General features: G+C 72.6%; 15 protein-coding genes and 1 pseudogene. 11 read left to right on the forward strand and 5 right to left on the reverse strand.

Going from position 1 to position 20,451, the window contains the following annotated elements:
* Positions 1–528: 528 nt before the first annotated feature.
* Entirely contained in the window at positions 529–1,077 is a 549-nt protein-coding gene (locus QSK30_RS12300; protein ID WP_285502365.1) for a hypothetical protein, read from the forward strand.
* A gap of 62 nt (positions 1,078–1,139) precedes the next feature.
* On the opposite strand, the gene QSK30_RS12305 is transcribed toward QSK30_RS12300, so the two are convergent.
* A complete protein-coding gene (locus QSK30_RS12305; protein ID WP_285502367.1) occupies positions 1,140–2,627 on the reverse strand; it encodes a hypothetical protein in 1,488 nt (495 codons plus the stop codon).
* Complete coding sequence (locus QSK30_RS12310) at positions 2,624–3,613, reverse strand: GNAT family N-acetyltransferase (protein WP_285502369.1); 990 nt, start codon at positions 3,611–3,613, stop codon at positions 2,624–2,626. Before QSK30_RS12310 ends, QSK30_RS12305 begins: the two co-directional genes overlap by 4 nt.
* 80 nt (positions 3,614–3,693) lie before the next feature.
* Here QSK30_RS12310 and QSK30_RS12315 point away from each other — a divergent pair, with 80 nt between their 5' ends.
* From QSK30_RS12315 to QSK30_RS12350, 8 genes are all read left to right on the forward strand, one after another.
* A complete protein-coding gene (locus tag QSK30_RS12315; RefSeq protein ID WP_285502371.1) occupies positions 3,694–4,077 on the forward strand; it encodes a nuclear transport factor 2 family protein in 384 nt (127 codons plus the stop codon).
* Positions 4,078–4,210: 133 nt separating this feature from the next.
* The gene (locus QSK30_RS12320) at positions 4,211–4,342 is read left to right on the forward strand and encodes a hypothetical protein (RefSeq protein ID WP_285502373.1); all 132 of its coding nucleotides are present in this window, start codon (positions 4,211–4,213) and stop codon (positions 4,340–4,342) included.
* Positions 4,343–4,355: 13 nt separating this feature from the next.
* On the forward strand, positions 4,356–5,363 hold the full coding sequence (locus QSK30_RS12325; RefSeq protein WP_285502374.1) for an NAD-dependent epimerase/dehydratase family protein: 1,008 nt from the start codon (positions 4,356–4,358) through the stop codon (positions 5,361–5,363).
* On the forward strand, positions 5,360–6,343 hold the full coding sequence (locus tag QSK30_RS12330; protein WP_285502376.1) for a glycosyltransferase family 2 protein: 984 nt from the start codon (positions 5,360–5,362) through the stop codon (positions 6,341–6,343). The genes QSK30_RS12325 and QSK30_RS12330 overlap by 4 nt, the downstream gene beginning before the upstream one ends.
* A complete protein-coding gene (locus tag QSK30_RS12335; RefSeq protein ID WP_285502377.1) occupies positions 6,340–7,557 on the forward strand; it encodes an ATP-grasp domain-containing protein in 1,218 nt (405 codons plus the stop codon). The genes QSK30_RS12330 and QSK30_RS12335 overlap by 4 nt, the downstream gene beginning before the upstream one ends.
* Positions 7,558–8,074: 517 nt before the next feature.
* Complete coding sequence (locus QSK30_RS12340; protein ID WP_285502378.1) at positions 8,075–9,640, forward strand: amidohydrolase; 1,566 nt, start codon at positions 8,075–8,077, stop codon at positions 9,638–9,640.
* 126 nt (positions 9,641–9,766) lie between these two features.
* Positions 9,767–10,042 (forward strand): hypothetical protein, encoded by a 276-nt coding sequence (locus QSK30_RS12345; protein WP_285502379.1) that lies wholly within the window; start codon positions 9,767–9,769, stop codon positions 10,040–10,042.
* Between the two features lie 49 nt (positions 10,043–10,091).
* On the forward strand, positions 10,092–11,771 hold the full coding sequence (locus QSK30_RS12350) for an ATP-binding protein (RefSeq protein ID WP_285502380.1): 1,680 nt from the start codon (positions 10,092–10,094) through the stop codon (positions 11,769–11,771).
* 82 nt (positions 11,772–11,853) lie between these two features.
* Here QSK30_RS12350 and QSK30_RS12355 read toward each other — a convergent pair whose 3' ends face one another.
* Together QSK30_RS12355 and QSK30_RS12360 are read right to left on the reverse strand one after the other, a co-directional pair.
* On the reverse strand, positions 11,854–13,302 hold the full coding sequence (locus QSK30_RS12355) for a DUF7125 family protein (RefSeq protein ID WP_285502383.1): 1,449 nt from the start codon (positions 13,300–13,302) through the stop codon (positions 11,854–11,856).
* Positions 13,299–13,655, reverse strand: coding sequence for a response regulator (locus QSK30_RS12360; RefSeq protein ID WP_285502386.1), 357 nt, complete (start codon positions 13,653–13,655; stop codon positions 13,299–13,301). Before QSK30_RS12360 ends, QSK30_RS12355 begins: the two co-directional genes overlap by 4 nt.
* Before the next feature lie 522 nt (positions 13,656–14,177).
* Between QSK30_RS12360 and QSK30_RS12365 the strand changes: the two genes are divergently transcribed.
* A complete protein-coding gene (locus QSK30_RS12365) occupies positions 14,178–18,419 on the forward strand; it encodes a CLIPPER-2 domain-containing protein (RefSeq protein WP_285502388.1) in 4,242 nt (1,413 codons plus the stop codon).
* A gap of 155 nt (positions 18,420–18,574) precedes the next feature.
* Here QSK30_RS12365 and QSK30_RS12370 read toward each other — a convergent pair.
* Positions 18,575–18,920: pseudogene (locus QSK30_RS12370) on the reverse strand (hypothetical protein); the annotation flags it as partial.
* Positions 18,921–19,228: 308 nt separating this feature from the next.
* Here QSK30_RS12370 and QSK30_RS12375 point away from each other — a divergent pair.
* Positions 19,229–20,401 carry an ice-binding family protein gene (locus QSK30_RS12375; protein WP_285502390.1) on the forward strand — a complete coding sequence of 391 codons (1,173 nt, stop codon included), beginning with the start codon at positions 19,229–19,231 and terminating at the stop codon, positions 20,399–20,401.
* The last annotated feature ends 50 nt before the right edge of the window (positions 20,402–20,451 follow it).

Raw genomic sequence — 20,451 nt, forward strand, 5'->3', positions numbered from 1 at the left:
CCTGGCCCGTCGGCGGTGCCAACTGCAGCTGCTGCGCCGGATTTGTCAGCCGGACCTGGCCCTTCGTCTCAGCTGGGATCTCCGGTCCCAGCCTCGCCGCCCGTCTCATCCGTGCCTGCTGAGCCAGTCCGGTTAGCTGGGCCTGTCCCCTCGTCCCAGCAGGGACCTTCGGCCCCGAAAAGCGGCTTAGTGCCCGCCTCGACCGGCGCCGAGCCCACTTCGACCCGTGGGGCTGAGCTTGGGTCCACCGTGGACGCACCCGGTCATCCGCCCGCCCCCGCCGCATCTCGCGCCGCCCTAGCGACCCCGCTCGGCGATGGGCCCCTCGCCAACGCGCAGTTCCCGCCCGCCGCTGTGTCCTCCGCCAGCGCGACGCCCCCGTCCAGCACCGCGCCCTCAGCCGGTGCCGCGCCCCGGGCCGAACCGACCGTTGGCGCCCCACGCGGTGCCGAACTGCAGGCTGGCGCCACGTCCCACGCCGAACTGTCCGTTGGGGCCACACCCCGTGCCCTGCCCCCCGGCCACGCTTTGGACGCCTCAGCCCGGGCCTTCGCCGCCCAGCCCGACACGGTCTTGATCACTCCGCCCGCCGCAGCCATGGCGGTCGCGGGTCGCATCGGGCACCGCGGCACGGTGATCCCGCGCGTCGAGCTCGTCGACGTGTTCGGCGACGGGCTGGAAGCAGGCGGGGTCAGCCAGGGCGGTGAGTCCGGGTCTGGTGGTGCCGGTCCCGGTGGTGTCCAGCCTGGCCTCGTGCCCGACGCTGGGCCGGCGGTGTTGTTCGACCGGTGGCTGGGCTACTTCGGTGCGCGGGTCCCCGCCTGTGGGGAGTGGCACGTGCTGTGGCGTCGGTTCTTCGTCGCGGTGGGGGTGGGTGGGCTTGAGGTGACGGCGTTGCGGAGGCGGCGGCCGACGTTGGTGCGGGTGGTGGTGCGGGGGGCGGTGGAGCGGGTGGCACTGTGTCCGGTGCACGGGACCCCGGTGTTGCGTGGGACCCCGGTGTTGCGTGGGGCGGGGGTGTTGGGTGGGGCGGGCTGGGGGACGTCGAGGGCCGCTCGGTCGGACACTGCACTTTAAGCGAACGATCGAACAGGTGTTCAAAGTTCCGCGAAACTGTCGCTCGATAGGGTGATCGGTGGTTACGCGTCCAGGGTTTGGATGACCTTGTCGCGCAACGGTTGTGTTCCGTTTTCAGTGTATACGGTGATGGCGGTGGCGATCTCCTCGTTCGTGAACACGGACAGCAGTGTCTGGGGTTTTGGGCCGCCGTCGGTGGCGAAGAGGGCGGTGCGGAGGTGGCGGGCTTGGTCCTGGGTCAGGGGGGCGCCGCTGAGGTACCGGGTGCCTGCTTCTCGGACCGCGTCGGCAGGGGGGCGGTCGGTGGGGGCGTGCCTGCTGATCGGCCAGCACTGATCGCGGCCGGGGCCTGCCAGCCAGCGGCGGGCGTGGTCGATCCGGGCCGTGGTCGCGGCGGCGATGGACTCGGCTGAGGGGGCTGGTGCGGGATCCGCGGGGCCGCGGGGGTCCCGGTTGTCGGCGCCCGTGGGGCTGAGCGTGGGACGGTCGACGGCTACCGTGGGGCTAAGCGTGGCAGGGTCGAGGATTCCCGTGGGGCTGAGCGTGGGACGGTCGGCGGACAAAGGGCTGAGCGTGGCAGGCTCGACGGTTCCCGCGGGGCTCAGCGCGGCACGGTCGTCGGCGCCCGTGGAGCTGAGCGTGGCACGGTCGACGGCATCGGCGGGGCTGAGGGTGTCACGGTCGACGGCTGCCGCAGGGTTGAGGGTTGCAGGGGAGGTTCCCGTGCGGCTGAGCGTGGGACGGTCGGCGGCTCCCGTGGCCGCCGGGCTCGTGAGCGTGCCGCCGTCTGCAGGGCTTGTGGCGCCCGAGCCAGTGACCAAAGGGGTGTCGGTGAGGACATTGGCATCCCCCGAACCGCGGCCAGTCTCGTCCACCTGCCCCCGGCGATCGCTGGCTGCCAGGAGATCACCGCGACCCAGCCCGGAGTCGGCAGCCAAGAGCGTGGGAGCCAGCAGTTCAGCCGCCACGAGGTCCGTTCGGTAGCAGTGGTCGTGGAGCTTGCCGATCACCGTCGACACCGGTGGCAGCGTCGCCAAGACCTCCAGGTCCAAGCCCGCCAACGCCTCCGGAACCCGGCCCGTGGACCTGGCCGTGGCCACTGCTCGGTCGAAGCGGGCGTGCAGTTGGTAATAGGCCGCCCGGTCGAGGTCCGTTGTGAGGGCTCGGGCGGCGGCCCGCTTGGCCCACGCCAACACCGGCGGGGCCAACAAGGCCGGCGGGGCCGACACGGGCTCGGTCGAAGCGGGTGGTGGTGGCGGGGAGGCGGGTGCGGGGCGCAGCAGGCCGAGGTCGCGGGTGGACACGACGGCTGAGCAGGCTGTGCACCAGAACCGGGCCGACCGGCGGCTGAGGCGGTAGACGACCGTCGTGTCGTCCCGGCCGCACTGGGGGCACGGGGCGGACAGGGCGTCGCGGTCCGGCGAATGGCCCAGGGCCGTCGCGGCCATTCGGAGGCCGTTGTGGACAGTGCCGCGCACGGCGGCCAGCGCCGCACGCGCCCGGACCCCGGGCGCCGCACCCGCGCGGGGACCGGTCGGTGGCGGGGTCATCGGCCGATCACCAGGTGGTTGGGCTCGGCCCGGGCGCCGAAGCGCTGCTTGATCTGCGTCATCCCCTTGCCCGGGTACAGCGTCCGCCGCCCCAGGGCCAGGGTGTGGGCGACGACGTCGACGTAGTGGTCGAAGTAGAGGTTGGGCAGCCCGCCCTCGGTCCGGTCGCGGTTGCCCCAGTAGCTCATCCGCACGTCGTCGCCGTTGTCGTGCAGGGTGGACAGCGCCAGCAGGCCCCGGCTGTCGGAGTACGTCGCGAAGCTGGTGGCCGGGTCGGCGTTCAGCAGCGCGAAGTACTGCTCGGGGATCGGCGCCCGGACGAGGCCGCGCCGCTGGTGGCGGGAGCGGACCAGGTTGACCAGTCGGGCCGCCTGGGCCACCGGCACCTCGTCGACGACCGCGCGGTGGACGCGGGGGTCGGCGGCGACGGTGGCGCGGATCTTCTTCAGCTGGGAGCGCCACTTCGGCGGCAGCGACCTCAGGTAGTCCTCCACACTGGACCATTCGGTCGTAAGGACCGTGTCCGGTGACACCGAGAGCACTCGGCGGCCCCGCCCGCGGACGGCGGCCACGGCGTCGGATTCCACGTGCCGGTAACAGAAGGCGACCACGCGGAACCGTTGCCGCACCGCGCGCTCGAACGCCGCCACCGCCTCCGCGCGCGCGGTGGCGTCGAGGTCCGCGGCGAAGCGGTGGCCCGCCACCGACGCGGGGGCGAGCCTGCATTCCAGCACGCCCAGTGGGGGAACCGTCCCGGGGCGGTGGAAGCGGCGGAAGTCCGCAGGCCCCTGGAACCGGCCGTGGAACAGCGCGACCGGTCGCGCGCCGTCGGTGACCACCGCCATGACCGGCGGGGTCTGCGCCGTCCAGGCCGCCACGACGAGCGGGGCCGCGTGCCAGAAGACCGGTGCCCCGGTGCCGACCGCCAGCTCGTCCCACGCCGCGGGAACCGGTTCCAGCAGCGGATCGATCAAGTCCGTCCGCATCCACACCCACCCCGCTACGCTCCCGGCCACGCCCCGCGGGAGACACCCGCGGGGGAGCCACACTCTCCCGGAGGATCACCGTGGATGTCCAGGACTGGCAGTCCGGCGCCGAGTCGACCATCGACGCGCACCTGGCCGCGGTGATCGGGCGGGACCTGGAGACCTACGCCGCGACCGTCCACCCCGACGTGACCGTGATCGTCCCCTCCGGACGGATCATGCGCGGCGCCGAGGAGGTCGTCGGGTTCCACCGGGAGTGGTTCACCGACGGTGACTGGACTTACGCCGCCGAGCACGTGCGCACGACCGTCACCGACACCGTCGCGACCCGGGTGGTGACGGTGACCGTGGTGGGCGAGCCGGGGGCCGAACCGTCCCGGTTCGTCATGGGACTCACGTTCGTGGCCGAGTCCGGGCGGTGGCTACTCATTCACGACCAGTGCACTGTCCTCCGTCCGGACTAGTGGCGCTCCCGGCGCGGCAGACTGGGTGATTGTGGTTGTGAAGAACCCTTTTGTGGCCCCTTTGTCGTTGTTATAGTCCGCGCTACTTCGCGGGAAACTCCGAACTCGAGGGCACCACCGACACGCTCCGGTGGTGGTCAGCCATGCCCTGGCGCGCTCCACGCTGGACTTGGCGCTCAGTGACGAGAACCGCGGGCGCGGCACCGCCCACACCGGGCGCGCGCGGCAGACCAGCGGTGACCAACCGCTGGTCCGGGATCGATGAAGGGATCGCTGCGATGGGGAAACCGGTCCTGATAACCGGGGTTGCGGGTTTTCTGGGCAGTCACCTGGCTGACGATTTGCTCAGCCGCGGTTACTCCGTTCGCGGTATCGACAACATGATCGACGGATTCAAGGAGAATATCCCGTCGGGTGTCGACTTCCACGAGCTCGACTGCCGGGACGCCCTGGGCTTCCCACACCTGTTCGAGGGGGTGGAGCTGGTTTACCACTGCGCCGCGGCGCCCTACGAGGGGCTGTCGGTGTTCTCCCCGTACCTGGTGCACGAGCACACCACCAGCGCCACCGTCGCCATGCTCTCGGCGGCGGCGCGGGCCAAGGTCGGCCGGTTCGTGCACTGCTCGTCGATGTCGCGCTACGGCGCGCTGGTACCGCCGTTCACCGAGGACATGACCCCGGTGCCGCTGACCCCCTACGGCATCGCCAAGTACGCCGCGGACCTGCAGGTGCGCGCGATCTCCGACGTACACGGCATGCAGTACAACATCGCCGTCCCGCACAACATCATCGGCACCCGGCAGCGCTACGACGACCCGTACCGCAACGTGGCCGCGATCATGATCAACCGGGTGCTGCGCGGCAAGCAGCCGATCATCTACGGCGACGGCAGCCAGACGCGCTGCTTCAGCTTCGTCTCCGACGTGGTGTCCTGCCTGACCAAGCTGGGCGTCGACCCCGACATCAGCGGCGAGATCGTCAACGTCGGCCCGGACGAGGGCGAGGTCACCGTGCTGCGGCTGGCGCAGGAGATCTGCGCGGTCGTCGGGGTCGACTGCGACCCGATCTTCATGCCCGCCCGGCCGCTGGAGGTCCACCACGCCACCTGCAGCTCGGACAAGGCGCGCGAGCTGCTCGGGTACCGGACCGAGGTGGGCCTGCGCGAGGGGCTGACCGAGATGGTGGCCTGGATCGACGAGGTCGGGCCCCGGGAGTTCAACTACAACCTGGAGCTGGAGATCGTCAACGAGCTCACCCCGCGCACCTGGTCGAGCAGGTTGATGTGAGCGCGCAGACCGGGCTGACCGCGATCCTGCCCTGCTACAACGAGGGCGCGCAGGTCGAGGTGGCCTACCGGTCGGTGTGCGCGGCGCTGGGCTCGATCGACGGGCTGGAGCTGCTGTTCATCGACGACGGCAGCGCAGACGACACCCTCGACCGCATCCGCGCGCTGTCCGAAAAGGACAGCCGGGTGCACTATGTCTCGTTCGCCCGCAACTTCGGCCTGGCCGCGGCGGTGACCGCGGGGTTCCGCTACGCGGCCCGGCCGTGGTCGGTGCAGCTGGACGCGGACCTGCAGTTCCCGGCCGAGCAGACCTGGCCGCTGCTGCACAAGGCCGCCGAGGGCTACGACGTGGTGTTCGGCATCCGCCGCGACCGCAAGGACTCCTGGCTGCGCCGGGTCGGCGCGGCGGGCACGCACCGGGTGGCCCGCGGGCTGCTGGGCATCGAGGTGCCGCAGGGCGCGAGCTCGTTCCGGGTGGTGCGCACCGCGGTGGGGCGCACGATCGTCGACCTGCCCACCGGCAACTCGCACTTCGTGGCCAAGGCGCCGCAGATCGGCGCCCGCTACACCACGGTGCCGGTCGAGCACGCCCAACGCGAGGCGGGGACGTCGAAGTTCCGGTTCGGCAGGCTCGCGGGCGACGCCTTCGAGCTGCTCTTCGGGTTCTCCTGGCGACCGCTGAACATCATGTACGGGGTGGCGGGCGTGGTCTCCGCGCTCGCCGTGCTGCTGGGCCTGCTCGGCGCTTTCGGGCTGGTGTCGGCCACCGCGCTGCTGGTGGCGACGCTGCTCGCCGCGGCGGTGGGCCTGGCCTCGACCGCGCTGGTCGGCCGGTACCTGCACCGGCGGATGCTCGACGTCCGGCCCCGGCGGGCCTACTACATCAGGGAGGCCAACATCGTGGTCACCGACGAGGACCGGCTCGACGGCGGCGCGGCCGCCGTGCCGCCGCCGGTGGCGCGGCTGGGCGTGGCCTCGTGAGCGAGCCGGTGCTGGTCGTCCTCGGCGCGGGCGAGGAACAGGTGGTGCTCTACCGCGAGGCGCGGCGCCGGGGGCTGCGCACCGTGGCGGTGGACATGCGGTCGGACCGGCCGGGGATCCCGCTGGCCGACGAGTTCCTCCTGCTGTCCACAACGGATGCCCCGGCGATCGCGTCCGCTTTGGACGGTCGGGACGTGGCGGGCGTGGTCTCCACCGCGGCCGACACCTGCCTGGCGTCCTGGCACGAGCTGTCCGTCCACTTCGGAACACCGTGGACCTACCCGGCGACCGCGGCGGCGGTGTCGATGGACAAGTCGGCCTTCCACGACCTGGCCGCCTCGGTCGGCGTGCCGACCTACCGGTGGGCCCAGTCCGACGACCTGGTGAGCCTGACCGAGTCCGCGCGGGGGATGCGGTTCCCGCTGGTGGTCAAGCCGACCGACGCCTCCGGGTGCCGCGGCGTGCTGCGCGTGGACTCGATGTCCACTTTGGACCACGCGCTGGCCAACGCGGCGGCGTCCTCGCCGCGCGGGCAGGTGATCATCGAGGAGTACCTGGCGGGCGAGGACTACACCGTCAACGTGTTCGTGCGGGCGGGCGAGCTCGCGCTCTCGGTGATCACCGAGAAGAACATCGCGCCCGGGCCGAGGTTCCTGATCGCCGGCCACACCGCGCCCGCGGACCTGCCCGCCGACGTCGAGGCCGCGCTGCTCGACGACGCCCTGCGGCTCTGCCTGGCGATGGGGCTGACCGACGGCCCGGCGAACTTCGACGTGATCATCACCCCGGACGGCACCCGCTACACCCTCGAGGTGGGCGCGCGGATGTCGGGCAACGGCTTCCCGCAGCTGGCCAGGGCGATGGCCGGGGTCGACTGCGTTCGGGCCCTGGTCGACCTGGCGGTCGGCGAGCCGTTCTCGGTGCGGCCCGAGCACTCCAGGGTCGCCCGGCTGCACGTGCTGACCTCGCCGCTGGACGTGCCCGCGGAGCTGGTGTCGCTGGGCGACCTCGCCGAGGTGGCCGCGTTGCCGGTGGTGGACGCCGTCGACGTCTTCGCCGCGCCGGGCGACATCGTGCAGCCGTTCACCGAGGCGGGCCGCAAGCTCGGCTGGGTCGTGGTGAGCGTCGCCGACCGCGCGGACCTGCCCGCCGCGTTGGAGACCGCCCTGTCCGCGGTGGACATCCGCCTGGAGCCCGCGGCCGTGTCAGTCTGAGCTGCCGCCGGCTCTCGGCCGGTCTTGGATCGCTGTCGGCCCGGGTCCCCTGTGCCCGGGCCGACTCCGCGCCCGTGTGGTTGGGGGTGGGTCGGTCCACCGTCACACGGGCGGTCGGCGAGATCCGTCCGATCCTGGCCGAGCGCGGATGCCGGGTCGGCGACTGCCCGGCGGCCGCGGACCTTGGCCGAGGTGGTCGACCACCTGGGCGCCACCGGGTCGGACGCGATCCCGTGGCGCCACCGGGGTACGGGTGCGTCGTCCCGCGGCGAACGCCGTCGACCGAGACCGGTTCGTCTCGAGCAAGAGCAGGCGGAACGCCGTCAAGACCACGATTGTCACCCTCACCCGCCACCCCGTGCGCCGCGACACCTCCGACCACACCGTCCGGGCCGTCGCCGCACCTCTGTCCGACCATCAGCACAGCGACCGCGCAACGCCACGGTGAACCGCCACAACCAGTCCACGTCGTCGCGCGGCCCCACCCAACCAGGCACGAGGTCGTTAGGCTGGGCGCATGCTGGACCTGCGGCTGACCAACGCCACCTTCCACACCATGGACCCCACGCACCCGGTCGCCGGGCAGGTCGGGATCTGGGGTGGGCGGATCGTCGGGGTCGACGAGGCGGTCGCCGGGTTGCCCGCCCGGCGCGAGGTGGACCTCGGCGGGGCGACCGTGCTCCCCGGGTTCGTCGACGCGCACGTGCACCTGGCGTGGGCCGGTCTGCGCGCGGGCTCGGCGTCGGTCGCGCCCTGCGCGCGCGTTGACGACGTGCTCGCGGCCATCGCGGCCGCGGCGGGCGACGTCGGTGTGGGGGAGTGGCTTGACGTCGTCGGCTACGACCAGCGCCCGCTGGGCAGGCACCTCACCGCCGCCGAGCTCGACCGCGTGGCGCCGGGGCGCAAGGTGTTCGTGGTGCACGACTCGGGCCACGCGTGTGTCGTGAGCACCTCGGTGCTGGTCGGGTTGCCGCCGGATGTGTCGCACGACAACGGTTTCCTCGCCGAGGGCGGCATGGCGGCGGTGCGCGCGCTGCGCCAGCCGTACTCGCTCGACGAGCTCGTAGCGGCGATCATCCGGGCCGCGCGGACCTGTCTGGCCGAGGGGGTCACCACCGTCGCCGAGGCCGGGATCGGCGGCGGGCTGGTCAGCCACAGCCCGGTCGAGCTCGCCGCCTACCAGCGCGCCCGGTTGCCGGTGCGGGTGCGGCTGATGATCGCCGCCGCGATGCTGCGCGACCTCGGCGCGCACCCCGGCGACGGCCTCCCCCGGGCGATGGACCTGGGGCTGCACACCGGGTTCGGCGGCGACCGGCTCGGCGTCGGCGCGCTCAAGGTCTTCACCGACGGCGGCATGATGGCCCGCACCGCCGCGCTGACCGCGCCCTACGCCGGATCCGACCACAGTGGACAGCTCTACGACGATCCGGACCGGCTCCGCGCGGTGGTCGTCGACGCCCACCGGGGCGGCTGGCAGCTGGCCGTGCACGCCATCGGCGACCGGGCCGTCGACCTCGCGCTGGACGCGTTCACCTTGGCGCAGAGGGACTTCCCGCGTTCCGGCACGCGCCACCGGATCGAGCACGCGGGCCTGGTGCGGCCGGACCAGCTGCCGCGCTTCGCCGAACTCGGCGTGTCCGCGGTGGTGCAGCCCAACTTCCTCTACTACCTCGGCGACGACTACGCCGACGTCATGGGCCCGGACCGCGCGGACTGGCTCTACCGCGGCAAGGGCTTCCTCGACCACGGGGTGCCGCTGGTCGGCAGCTCCGACCGACCGGTCACCGATGGCGCGCCGCTGCGGTCGATCCAGTTCATGGTCACCCGGCGCACCAGCACCGGCCGCGTCGTCGGCCCGGCCGAGGCGATCACGGTGCCCGAGGCGTTGCGCGCGTTCACCACCGCGGCGGCGCGGGCGTGCCTGGTGGAGGACAGCGTCGGCTCCATCACCGCGGGCAAGCTCGCCGACCTGGTCGTGCTCGGCGCCGACCCGCACACCGTGGACCCCGCGGCGATCGGCGACATCGAGGTGCGGGCGACCGCGGTGGGCGGCGAGATCGTCCACGGCACACCGCTCTGGTAGCGCGGGCGCCGCGTCCGACTCTTTAGTGTCCACTTGTCCGCTGGGATCCTCCGCCTGCCCCGGTGGACGTAGGGTTGCACCGGGGGTTGTGAACCAGCAGGTGATCCGCCCCGGGGCGGATGGGCGGTGACCGTGGTGGGCGAGTCGCACCTTGGTGAGCCGGAGAGCCTGGACGCGCTGGCGGGCAGGGTCGCCCACGACCTCAACAACCTGCTGACCGTCATCACCAGTTTCGGGACCTTCGTCGCCGAGGAGATCAGCGCGGCCCAGCGCGACGGTTGCGCCCACCTCGACAACGCCCCGGCGGATGTGCAGAAGGTCCTCACGGCCGCCGAACGCGGCGCCGAGCTGACCGGCCAACTGCTGTCGCGGATCCCGCGCGCCGATACCGACGTGCGCTGACCGTCCTTCAAGGCGGCGGGTGCCGCATGGTGACGTCTGGAGATGGCTCATGGTCGATTCGACGGGGAACGCACGGCGACGGGCGGGTCCGGCCGCCGGGGAACCCGCCCCGTGCGCGGTCATCGAGATGACGGGCGCGGGCGTCGTCAGCGGGTGGAACCCGGCCGCGGCGCTCCTGTACGGCTACCGGGCCGAGGAAGTGGTCGGTACGCCCATCGATGTGCTCTTCCTCCCGACGGACCGGGTCAAGGAGGCGGCGTTGCGGCGGCGGATCAGCGCGGGTGGGCCCGCGGAGGGGCACGAGACCGAGCGGGTCCGCAAGGACGGGACCAGGGTCTGGGTGTCGTCGGTCGCGGAGTCCACGAAGCACCCGATGGGTGGCGGTGTCACCTCGATGTCGTGGGAGACAAGGGGACAGCACCACCCGGACCCGGCCGAGGCGCCCCGCGGCGCCGGGGAACCGGCCGAGGCGACCTCCGACCCCGCGCGGTGCGACGACCGCGAGACCCAGGAGCGCAAGGAGTGGTCCCAGGCGCAGGCCCAGCGGTTGGAGAGCCTCGGTCAGCTCGCGGGTGGGGTCGCGCACGACTTCAACAACCTGCTCGCCGTGATCGTCAACTACGTCGCCTTCGTCGCCGAGGAGGTCGCCGCCGCGGGCCCGGACCCGGCCGGGCACCTGGCGGTGGCCAGCGCCGACCTCACCCAGATCGAGAAGGCCGCCGAACGGGCCGTGCGGCTCACCCACCAACTGCTCGTCTTCGCCCGGCGCGACGTCATCCGGCCGCAGGTCCTCGACCTCGACACCGTGATCACCACGGTGGAGGAGATGCTGCGCCAGACCCTGGGCGAGCACATCCACCTCGTCACCACGCTGGCCCCGGACCTGTGGCCGGTGCTGGCCGATCCCGGTCAGTTGGAGCAGGTGCTGGTGAACCTCGCGGTCAACGCCCGCGACGCCATGCCCGAGGGCGGGACGTTGACGATCGATACCGGCAACGTCACCGTCGACGCCGAGACCATCGCGGGCGGGTCGAAGGCGCGGCAGGGCCGCAATGTGCGGTTGCGCGTCAGCGACAGCGGCACCGGGATGCCCGCCGAGGTCGCCCAGCGCGCCTTCGAGCCGTTCTTCACCACCAAGTCCGACAACGGCGGGACCGGCCTCGGCCTGGCCACCGTCTACGGCATCCTCACCCAGGCCGACGGGACCATCCGGATCTACTCCGAGCCCGGCACCGGGACGACCTTCACCATCATGCTGCCCGCCACCGCGGCGGCGGCGGCCCCGATCGTCGAACCGGTGCCCTACCAGCGGGCGCCCAAGGGCGAGACCGTCCTGGTCGTCGAGGACGAGGCGGCCCTGCGCGAGGTGACCAGGCGGATCTTCACCCGCAACGGCTACACGGTGATCACCGCCGCGAACGGCCCGGAGGCCCTCGACATCGCCGCCCGCCACCCGGGCGAGATCCACCTGCTGGTCACCGACGTGGTCATGCCGCACCTGCTGGGCAAGGAGGTCGCGGAGCGGATGCGCTTGATCAGGCCGGGGATCGAGGTGATCTTCATGTCCGGTTACGCCCGGCCCGTCCTGGCCTCCCAGGGCAGGCTCGAACCCGGCGTGGCCCTGGTGGCGAAGCCGTTCTCCGAGGCCGACCTGATAGCGATGGCCGGGCGGGTGCTCAACGGGCACTTCCGCGGGTTCGCGGCGGTCCAGGGACAAGCACCCGCCTGACCGGCCCGCGCCGCCGGCGGGTGTCCGCCACCGCGGTCGGGCGTGACCGCCACGGGCAGGCGCACCCGAGCCCGTGGCGGTCTCACTCCGGGTGGGCGGGCCGCTGCGTGCGCAGGGCGGTCCACCCCAGCGTCCCCGTCACGTCGTCGAGCGGTCGGACCACGGCCATGCCGGTCGGACCGATGGCCAGCTCGTGCACCCGGGTGTCGTGCTTGCTCCGGCGCATCTTGAGCACGCTCAGCGCGCGCGTGAACGAGGAGCCCGACTCGATGTAGCGCAGCAGGACCAGGTTGTGGAAGAGGAACATGACCGACCCGGCCTTGTCCTCGGGGGGACCGAGCGTCGTGGTCTCGCTGGTGATGATCACCGAGGCGCCCGCACCCCGGATCAGCCCGATCATGCCGCGCGCGTAGGCCGGGAACCGGGCCGCCTCGCGGACCGCGTCGACCATCTCGGCCAGGCTGTCGATGACGACGCGGCGGATCGAACCGGTCGCGAGGTAGTCGCGGACGTGGGCGGCCAGCAGGTCCAGGTCCAGCTCGCCGAGCGGGATGTGGTGGATGGTCAGCTGCCCCCGGGCGACCGCCCCGGTGAAGTCCCAGCCGAACCCGGCGGCCATCCGGGCCAGCTGGTCGCCGGTGTCCTGGAAGGTGATGTAGAGGCACTCCTCACCCCGGGCGAGACCCTCGGCGACGAAGCCGAGGCAGAAGATCGTCTTGCCCACGCCGGGCGGTCCGACCAGCACGGTCGCCTCGCCCCCGCTGATCCCGCCGCCCATCAGCGGGTCCAGGCCGGTGACCCCGCTGCCGATCCGGCCGGAGATCGCCAGTGGTCCGGGCAGGTCGACCGTCTCGATGCGCGGGAACACCTCGAGCCCCCGGCCGCCGATGCGGAAGGTGTGCTTGCCCTCCAGGTGCTTGCGGCCGCGCATCTTGCGCACCCGCAGCCACCGGCGGTCGATGGGCTCGCGGAACTCGTAGGCGAGCTCCACCGTGCCGTCGGCGAGGGCGAACTCGATCCCGGTGTCCATGTCCGGCCCGCTGTACTCGCCGATGAGCACCAGTGCGGTGTCGAAGTGGGCCAACCGGCTGGTCAGGTCGTAGAGCGCGCCGCGCAGGTCGTGCTCGCCCGCGAAGTCGCGCAGCACCTTGGCGCTGTCGACCACCACGACCGAGGGGTGCTCGAGGGCCACCTTGCGGACGATCTCGCTGACGACCGCCGCCAGCCCGCCCGCGTCGTCCTGCCGGATCAGCTCGCCCAGGTGCAGGTACTCGACCAGGGGGCCGAGGCTGTCGGCGGCGTAGAACGCGAACGGCTCCAGGTGCTCGACCACCTTGGTGTGCGGCTCGGACAGCGTCGTGTAGTAGACCGCGTGCCGGTCGAGGGTCGCGTTGGCGAAGCAGATCTGCTGGCCCAGGATCGTCTTCCCGGTCCCGGGCGCGCCGGCCAGCACGATCATCGCCCCGGGCCGGATGCCACCGCCGAGCACCTCGTCCAGGCCGCTCACCCCGGTCGAGAGCGGCGGGCTCACCGGGTCCTCGGCCGGGTCAGCAGGGCCTCGGCGGCGGCGATGATCGCCTGGCGCCGGTAGGGCTTGGTGACGGTCAGGTCGGCGAGGGTGGCCAGCTGGGGGTCGCCGGTGGCGGCGAGGACCGGGATCCCGGCCGTGGCGGGGTCGGCACGCAGGTGTCGCATCAGGTCGACTCCGTCCATCACGGGCATCATCAGGTCGGTCACCACCAGGTCCGGTGCCGACTCGCGCACCCGCTCGAGGGCGTCGGCCCCGTGGCCCGCCTCCCGCACCTGGTGTCCCGCCTGCTCGAAGTAGTGCCGGAGGATGAACCTGAGGTCGGGCTCGTCGTCGACCACCAGAATCTTCGCCATGATGGTGTCGCCCTTTTCTGCCTCTGCGTTCTCGCCAGGCAGCCGACCGCAGGCCCCGGGGTGCCGGAACGTCGCGTGAAACGGGTCGCGGGCGCGTACCGCAGCGGCGAAAAAATAAAAATTCTTCGACGAAAACTCGTGCTGGTCAGTATGTTCGGACTGTGCTGTCCAGTAAAGCCGGTTGATCTCGCCGAATCGAGATCTGCCCACTATTCAATCCGGTCGGGTAGACCTTCGCCCCGGTTGGTCAGGATGATCACTTCGACACTACCCGTGGTGGCGCCGCCTTCGGGGCGGCTGCGATCGGGCGGGCGAGGGCGGCGGGGCGGGTGGTAGCGGTGGGCGTGCAGAACTGGTCAACGATATTTTCGCGGCTTTCCGGGCGGCAGAAATGAGAATTCCTCGACCATTACCCATATTTTCACGTTCGAGTGAGCTTTCGCGCCACTGGAGAATTTCACCTTAATGTCATGGGTCGTTGCAGGTTTACGGTCGCGGCGCGGCAAACTCAAGGTGGATAAAATGCGCATCTGGTCCGCTCGGGAAGAGAACTCCGCCAGACGGGTCACGCCCCGCCGCTTCGCGCGCGGGGCGGCGGGGCTGCTGGTGTTCGTCCTCGTGGCACTGTCCGCGGCGGCCCCCGCCACCGCGCAACCGACTGACCCCGGCGAGTCCGCCTCGACCTCGGCACCGCCCAGCACGCCCGAGGTGACCAGCGCGCCCGACGCCTCGCCGCCGGTGTCCACGCCACCGTCGACCAGCGCGGGAGAACCGCCCACCGAGGTCCCCTCCACCGCGACACCCCCCACCACGCCGCCGACGAGCGAACCGACCGGGCCTGCCCCGACGGGTCCTGCCCCGACGAGCGGGGCACCCACCAGCACCGGCCCCACCAGCACCGGCCCGACGACCAGCGCCGCCCCGACAACCAGTGCGACGACCGGCGTACCCCCCGCGCCGACCCTGCCCCCCGCGCCCCTGGCGGGACCGCGCGCGGGTGTCGACCTCAACCTGGTCAAGTTCGCCCCCGAGGCGGCGGGCCCCGGTGCGACGATCACCTGGCTGCTCCGGGTCGGCAACGCCGGTCCGGGCACCGCGACCTCCTTCGTGGTCACCGACACCGTCCCGGCGTCGGTGACCGGCGTGAGCGCCACCGGCGCCGGGTGCGCGGTCGCGGGTCGGACCGTCAGCTGCTCGGGCGGACCGCTCGGTCCCGGTGACTCGGTGTCCTTCGCGATCAGCGCGGTCACCCCGGTCCCGTTCGTGTTCCCCTTGGTGAACACCGCCTCGGTGGCCGCGGGACCCGGTGACACCGACGTGAACCCGGGCAACAACAGCGCGACCGCGGTGACCACCACCGCCGCCCCCGACCCGAGCCTGGCCCTCGTGGTCACCGTGGACCCGCACGACGTCAACGGCAACGGGCTCGGCGACATCGGCGAGCGGGTCAGCTACGCCTTCCAGGTGACCAACACCGGCAACGTGACCGTGTTCGGCCTGTCCGTGCAGCACACCGGAGCGGGCGCGGTGCTCTGCGCCGACACCACGCTCTCGATCGGCGAGAGCACGACCTGCGCGGGCCCGGACCACGTGATCACCGTCGCCGACATCGGTGTGGGCCAGGTCGTGACCAGCAGCACCGCGACGGCCTCCGCGCCGGACAGCGCCGTCGCGCGCTCGGCCACCGTGGTCACCAACGTGCCCACCTTCGCCTCGGCGCCCGGCATCGCCCTGGTCACCACCGCGATCCTGGTCGACGCGAACGGCGACGGCCTCGGCGAGGCGGGCGAGCAGATCGACTACCGGTTCTCGGTGAGCAACACCGGCAACGTGCCGTTGACCGCGATCACCGTCGCCACGACGCAGATCCCGTCAGCCAACCCTTGTGCCGCGGTGGGTTCGCTGGCGCCCAACGCCACCGCCGAGTGCGTCCGCGCGCCGCGGTACGTGATCACGCCGCAGGACGTGGACAACGGCGCGATCGTGCTCACCGCCACCGCCTCCGGTGTCGCACCGGGTGGCACCGTGGTCACCGCCGAGCCCTCCACCGCGACCACGCCGAGCTTCCAGTCCCGGCCCGGCATCTCCCTGGTGACCACCGCGACAGCCGCCGACGAGAACGGCGACGGGCTGGTCGAGGTCGGCGAGAGCATCGATTTCCGCTTCACCATCACCAACACCGGCAACGTGCGGCTCACCGCGATCGGCGTGGTGCGCCAGTCCCCGGCGGGCGCGGGCGGCTGCCCGACGGGTCTTGAGCTGGCGCCCGCGGAGACCGTCGACTGCTCCCACGCGCCCAGGTACGTCGTGACCGCGGCGGACGGGGCGAACGGGGTGGTCACCCACACCGCGAGCGCGGTGGGCACGGCGCCGGACGGCACCGTGATCACCTCCCGGCCCACGACCACGAACACGCCCGTGTTCCTGGCGCGCCCGGCGCTGCGGCTGGTCTCGACCATGGAACTGGTCGACCAGAACGGCAACGGGATCGGCGACCTGGGCGAACCGGTCCGGCTCAGCGTCACCGTGACCAACACCGGCAACGTCGCGCTCACCGCCGTGTCGGTCGAGGGCCTGCTCAGCGGGATCCCGCAGTCGGGCTGCCAGCAGGCTGTCCTGGCCATCGGGCAGAGCGCCACCTGCGTCCGCGACCCGTATTACATCAGCCAGGCCGATGTGCTGGCGGGAGCGTTGATCGGCGTCGCGACCGCGATCGGCACCGCCCCCGACGGCGGCCGGGTCGAGTCGGCGCCGGTGAGCGACAACATCCCGGTCTTCGTGCCCGTGCCGGTGCTGGCCGTGGTGGTCGACGACCTGCTCGGCGACCTCGACGGCAACGGGTTGGCCGACCTCGGCGAGGTGGTCGACTACACCTTCACCGTCACCAACTCGGGCAACGTCGCGGTCACCGGGCTGGTGGTGCACGACGCGAGCGGCGTCGGGGTCACCTGCCCGCGGACCGCACTGGCACCGGGTGAGCACGTCGTCTGCACCTCCGACGCGGGCCACACCACCACCGCCGCCGACCTCGCCGCCGCCGAGGTCGTCAAGCGGGCGACGGCCACCGCGACCGCTCCCGACGCGGCCGCGGTGGTCTCGCCCGAGGCCTCCGCGCACACCCCGACGTTCGCCGCGGTGCCCGCCGTGGCGCTGGACAAGACCGCCACGCTCGACGACCGCAACGGCAACGGTCTGGCCGACCTCGGCGAGACCGTCCAGTGGACGTTCCTGGTGGTCAACAACGGCAACACGGCACTGGCCCAGGTGCGGGTCGACGACCCGCTGGCCGGCCCGGTCACCTGCCTGGCCACCAGCCTGCGGCGGCAGGAGTTCACCACCTGCTCGGCGGACCGGGCGCACACCGTGACCGAGGCGGACATCGTCGCGGGCAAGATCGACAACACCGCCGTCGCGCGGGCGGTCGGCGACGCGGGCGGGCCGCCGGTCGTGTCCCCGCCGGACTCCACCACCACCCCGACGGCCGCGCCCGCGCCCGCCCTGGCCCTGACCAAGTCGGCCGAGCTGGCCGACCTCAACGGCAACGACCTCGCCGACGCGGGCGAGACGGTCCAGTACTCGTTCCGGCTGACCAACACCGGCAACCAGACCCTGACCCAGGTCCGCGTCGACGATCCCAAGGCGGGCCCGGTGACCTGCCCGGTGACCGTTCTCGCCCCGGGTGCCTCCGTCGTATGTGTGGCGGCGCCGTACGTGGTGACCGCCGCGGACATCGCGGCCGGGGTGGTCCGCAACATCGCGGTCGGCACCGGGACCCCGCCGACCGGTCCGCCGGTGGTGACCCCGCCTGCCACGGTCGACGTGCCGGTGGCCGACCCGGGGCTCGACCTGGACAAGCTCGCCGTGCTGCGCGACACCAACGCCGACGGGTTCGCCAACGTCGACGAGCTCATCGACTACACGTTCGTGCTGACCAACACCGGCAACGTGACCCTCGTCGACGTCGGTGTGGACGACCTCACCGCGGGCCCGGTGACCTGCCCGGTGACCGTACTCGCGCCTGGTGCGTCCGTGACCTGTTCGGCACTGCCCTACACGGTGACCGAAGCGGACGTGATCGCCGGTGTGGTGCACAACGTGGCCACCGGTTTCGGCACGCCGCCGGGCACCGGACCGCCGGTCCGGACACCGCCGGTGACCAGGGACATCCCCGCGGCCGAGGAGTCCTCCAGTGGCGGCGAGGGCAACGAGGCGGGGGAGGAGGGCGAGGGTGACACCGACACCCCGCTCCAGCCCGGGCCCGCGCTCGCCCTGGTGAAGAAGGCCGCGCTGCACGACCAGGACGGCGACGGGCTCGCCGACGAGGGCGAGCGGATTGCCTACTCGTTCGTGGTGACCAACACCGGCACCGTGGTGCTGACCGGGGTCGGTGTCGACGACCCGCGGCTGGCGGGCGTGGTCTGCCCCGTGACGGTGCTGGCACCGGGGCGGACGGTGACCTGCGACGCCCCGGTGTACGTGGTGACCGCGGCCGATGTCGCGGCGGGCTCGGTGCGCAACGTGGCCACCGCGTTCGGCACCCCGCCCACCGGTCCGCCGGTGATCTCACCGCCCGCGCGCACCCGGGTGCCCGCGGACCGACCCGGCGACTGGTTCGGCGGGTCCGGCGACGCCCAGGGGGCAGGCGACGCGTCCTTGGCGGCCACCGGCACCGTGCTGCCGGGGTGGTTGCTCGGCGGTGGACTGCTCCTGCTGGTCACCGGCGCGCTGCTGGTCGTGGTCGTTCGCCCGCGGCGACGCGGGTGAGCCAGGGTGGCCTCCAGGAATCGGGGCAAGTTTCCTGGGGGCCGCCATCCCCACCCACCGGTCCCACCGAGGCGCCGGTCGAGCTGTTCGCGCCCGCCGCACCCACTACCGCAACGGATGATCCACAGTGGACTCAGCGCGCCGGGATGGTCGGACCCGTGCTGCTCGTGCACGACGTGGTCGCCGGTCTTGAGCGCCAGCGGGTCGACCGCGTCGCGCCGCCGGGACGGCACCTTGGTCGATATGTCCTTTGTGGACATGCCTTGCCGACCGCCGGTGAGGTCGGTCTCGGTGAGCACGACCGGCGCCGAGCCCGGAGCGGCGAAACCGTCCTCGATCGCACTGCGGACCACGGTGACCACACCCGCGCGTGGCGGCACCGCCCGCGGCGGTGTGTGCGCGCAGGTCGGCGAACGCGCGCTCGACCTCGCCGCGGTAGCCCTCGACCGGGCGGACGTCGAGGGTGATCGCGTCCTCGGTGGTCAGCTGGGAGAGCGTCCACACGGGTGGTCGCCCTCGCGCGCGGGGGTAGACCACCCGGGGTGTGATCGGGTGCGGGAGCCCTGTCCCGGCACACAGGTCGCGCCCGCGCCCGCCACCGGCGATCCGCCGCGGCCCGGCACGGTCGTCCTCGTCGCGGCGAGTCACAATCCCCACGTCAGCGGGCCTGCGTTCACCCGATCGAGCAAGGCCGGACGGCCCGGAAAGGGCACCGCGGCGGCTAGCCTGGAGACGCATTCTGTTCGGTGCGAAGACTTCGCCGGTCAACCGCATCGGCGGACGCACCGGGCTCGCGGAAGGGCTGAGTTGTGAGCCTGTCTCTTGAGCCGGAGTTCACCCAGTCCGGGGCAGCGCCCCGCCGCTGGACATCCCTTCGACTTCCCCTGACCCTCGTCGCCTTGTGCGCCGCGGCGCTCGTGCCCGCGGTGGTCCACGCGCCGTCCGCGCGAGCCCAAACGGCTGCGGTCTCCCTGGCCAGTGCCGCGAACTTCGCCGTGCTGGCCGCGACCACCGTCACCAACACCGGTGCGACCACGGTGACCGGCGACCTCGGCGTGAGCCCGGGCACCGCGATCACCGGTGTCTCGCCCGGCCAGGTGGCGGGCACCATCCACGCGGGCGACGGCGTCGCGGCGCAGGCCCACACCGACCTGGCCGCCGCCTACGGCGACGCCGCGGCGCGCCCGGTGACCGCCACCATCTCCGCCGAACTCGGTGGGACGACCAGGACACCCGGTGTGTACGACTCCGCGCCCGGCACGTTCGGGATCACCGGCACGCTGACCCTCGACGCCCAGGGCGACCCGAACGCGGTGTTCCTGTTCAAGGCCGAGTCCACCCTGGTCACCGCGGCGGGCAGCGGCGTGGCGCTGGTGGGCGGCGCGCGGGCGAGCTCCGTGTTCTGGCTGGTGGGCAGTTCGGCGACGCTGGGGGCGGACTCCCAGCTGCGGGGCACCGTCCTCGCCTCGACCTCGATCACCGTCTCGGCGGGGGTCACCGTCCTGGGCCGGCTGCTGGCCCGCGACGCGGCGATCACGCTGGACACCGCCGCGATCACCACCGTCGGCCAGCTCTCGATCGCGGCGGACCCCGCGGCGGACCTCGGCAGCGGTGTCCCGGGGGAGACCCTCAGCGGCAAGCTCGGTCCGGTGACCGTCGACGCCGACGGACTCGCCTCGTGGACGGCCACGGTGTCGCTGAGCGGCTTCACCCGCGACGGCGGCGGCCAGGCCCCCGTCCCGAACACGAGCGCCGGCTACTGGTCGGGGGCCGCCGACCCGGAGGTGGGCTCGGGCACCTTCACCCCGGGGCAGCTCACGGCGGCGCAGGCCCAGTCCCTCGGACTCGCCCGGACGGCGTTCACCATGCGCTCGGGATCCGCGGTCACCTCAGTGACCTGGAACCCGACGCTGGTGGTGACCGTGCCGCTCTCCGCGACAGCGGGCGGGTACACCGGCACCGTGACGCACTCGGTGGCCTAGCGCTCCCGGGGCCGCGGGTGGCCGGCTCGATCGTGGCTTGGCAGGGCACT

Source organism: Actinokineospora sp. NBRC 105648 (genome assembly GCF_030269645.1).
Taxonomy (GTDB): domain Bacteria; phylum Actinomycetota; class Actinomycetes; order Mycobacteriales; family Pseudonocardiaceae; genus Actinokineospora.

Bases quoted from the DNA above. Each gene is read 5' to 3' on its own strand.
- QSK30_RS12305 (WP_285502367.1), bottom strand. From the start codon at position 2,627: ATGACCCCGCCACCGACCGGTCCCCGCGCGGGTGCGGCGCCCGGGGTC.
- QSK30_RS12365 (WP_285502388.1), top strand. From the start codon at position 14,178: ATGCGCATCTGGTCCGCTCGGGAAGAGAACTCCGCCAGACGGGTCACG.
- QSK30_RS12340 (WP_285502378.1), top strand. From the start codon at position 8,075: ATGCTGGACCTGCGGCTGACCAACGCCACCTTCCACACCATGGACCCC.
- QSK30_RS12325 (WP_285502374.1), top strand. From the start codon at position 4,356: ATGGGGAAACCGGTCCTGATAACCGGGGTTGCGGGTTTTCTGGGCAGT.
- QSK30_RS12310 (WP_285502369.1), bottom strand. From the start codon at position 3,613: ATGCGGACGGACTTGATCGATCCGCTGCTGGAACCGGTTCCCGCGGCG.
- QSK30_RS12350 (WP_285502380.1), top strand. From the start codon at position 10,092: ATGGTCGATTCGACGGGGAACGCACGGCGACGGGCGGGTCCGGCCGCC.
- QSK30_RS12360 (WP_285502386.1), bottom strand. From the start codon at position 13,655: ATGGCGAAGATTCTGGTGGTCGACGACGAGCCCGACCTCAGGTTCATC.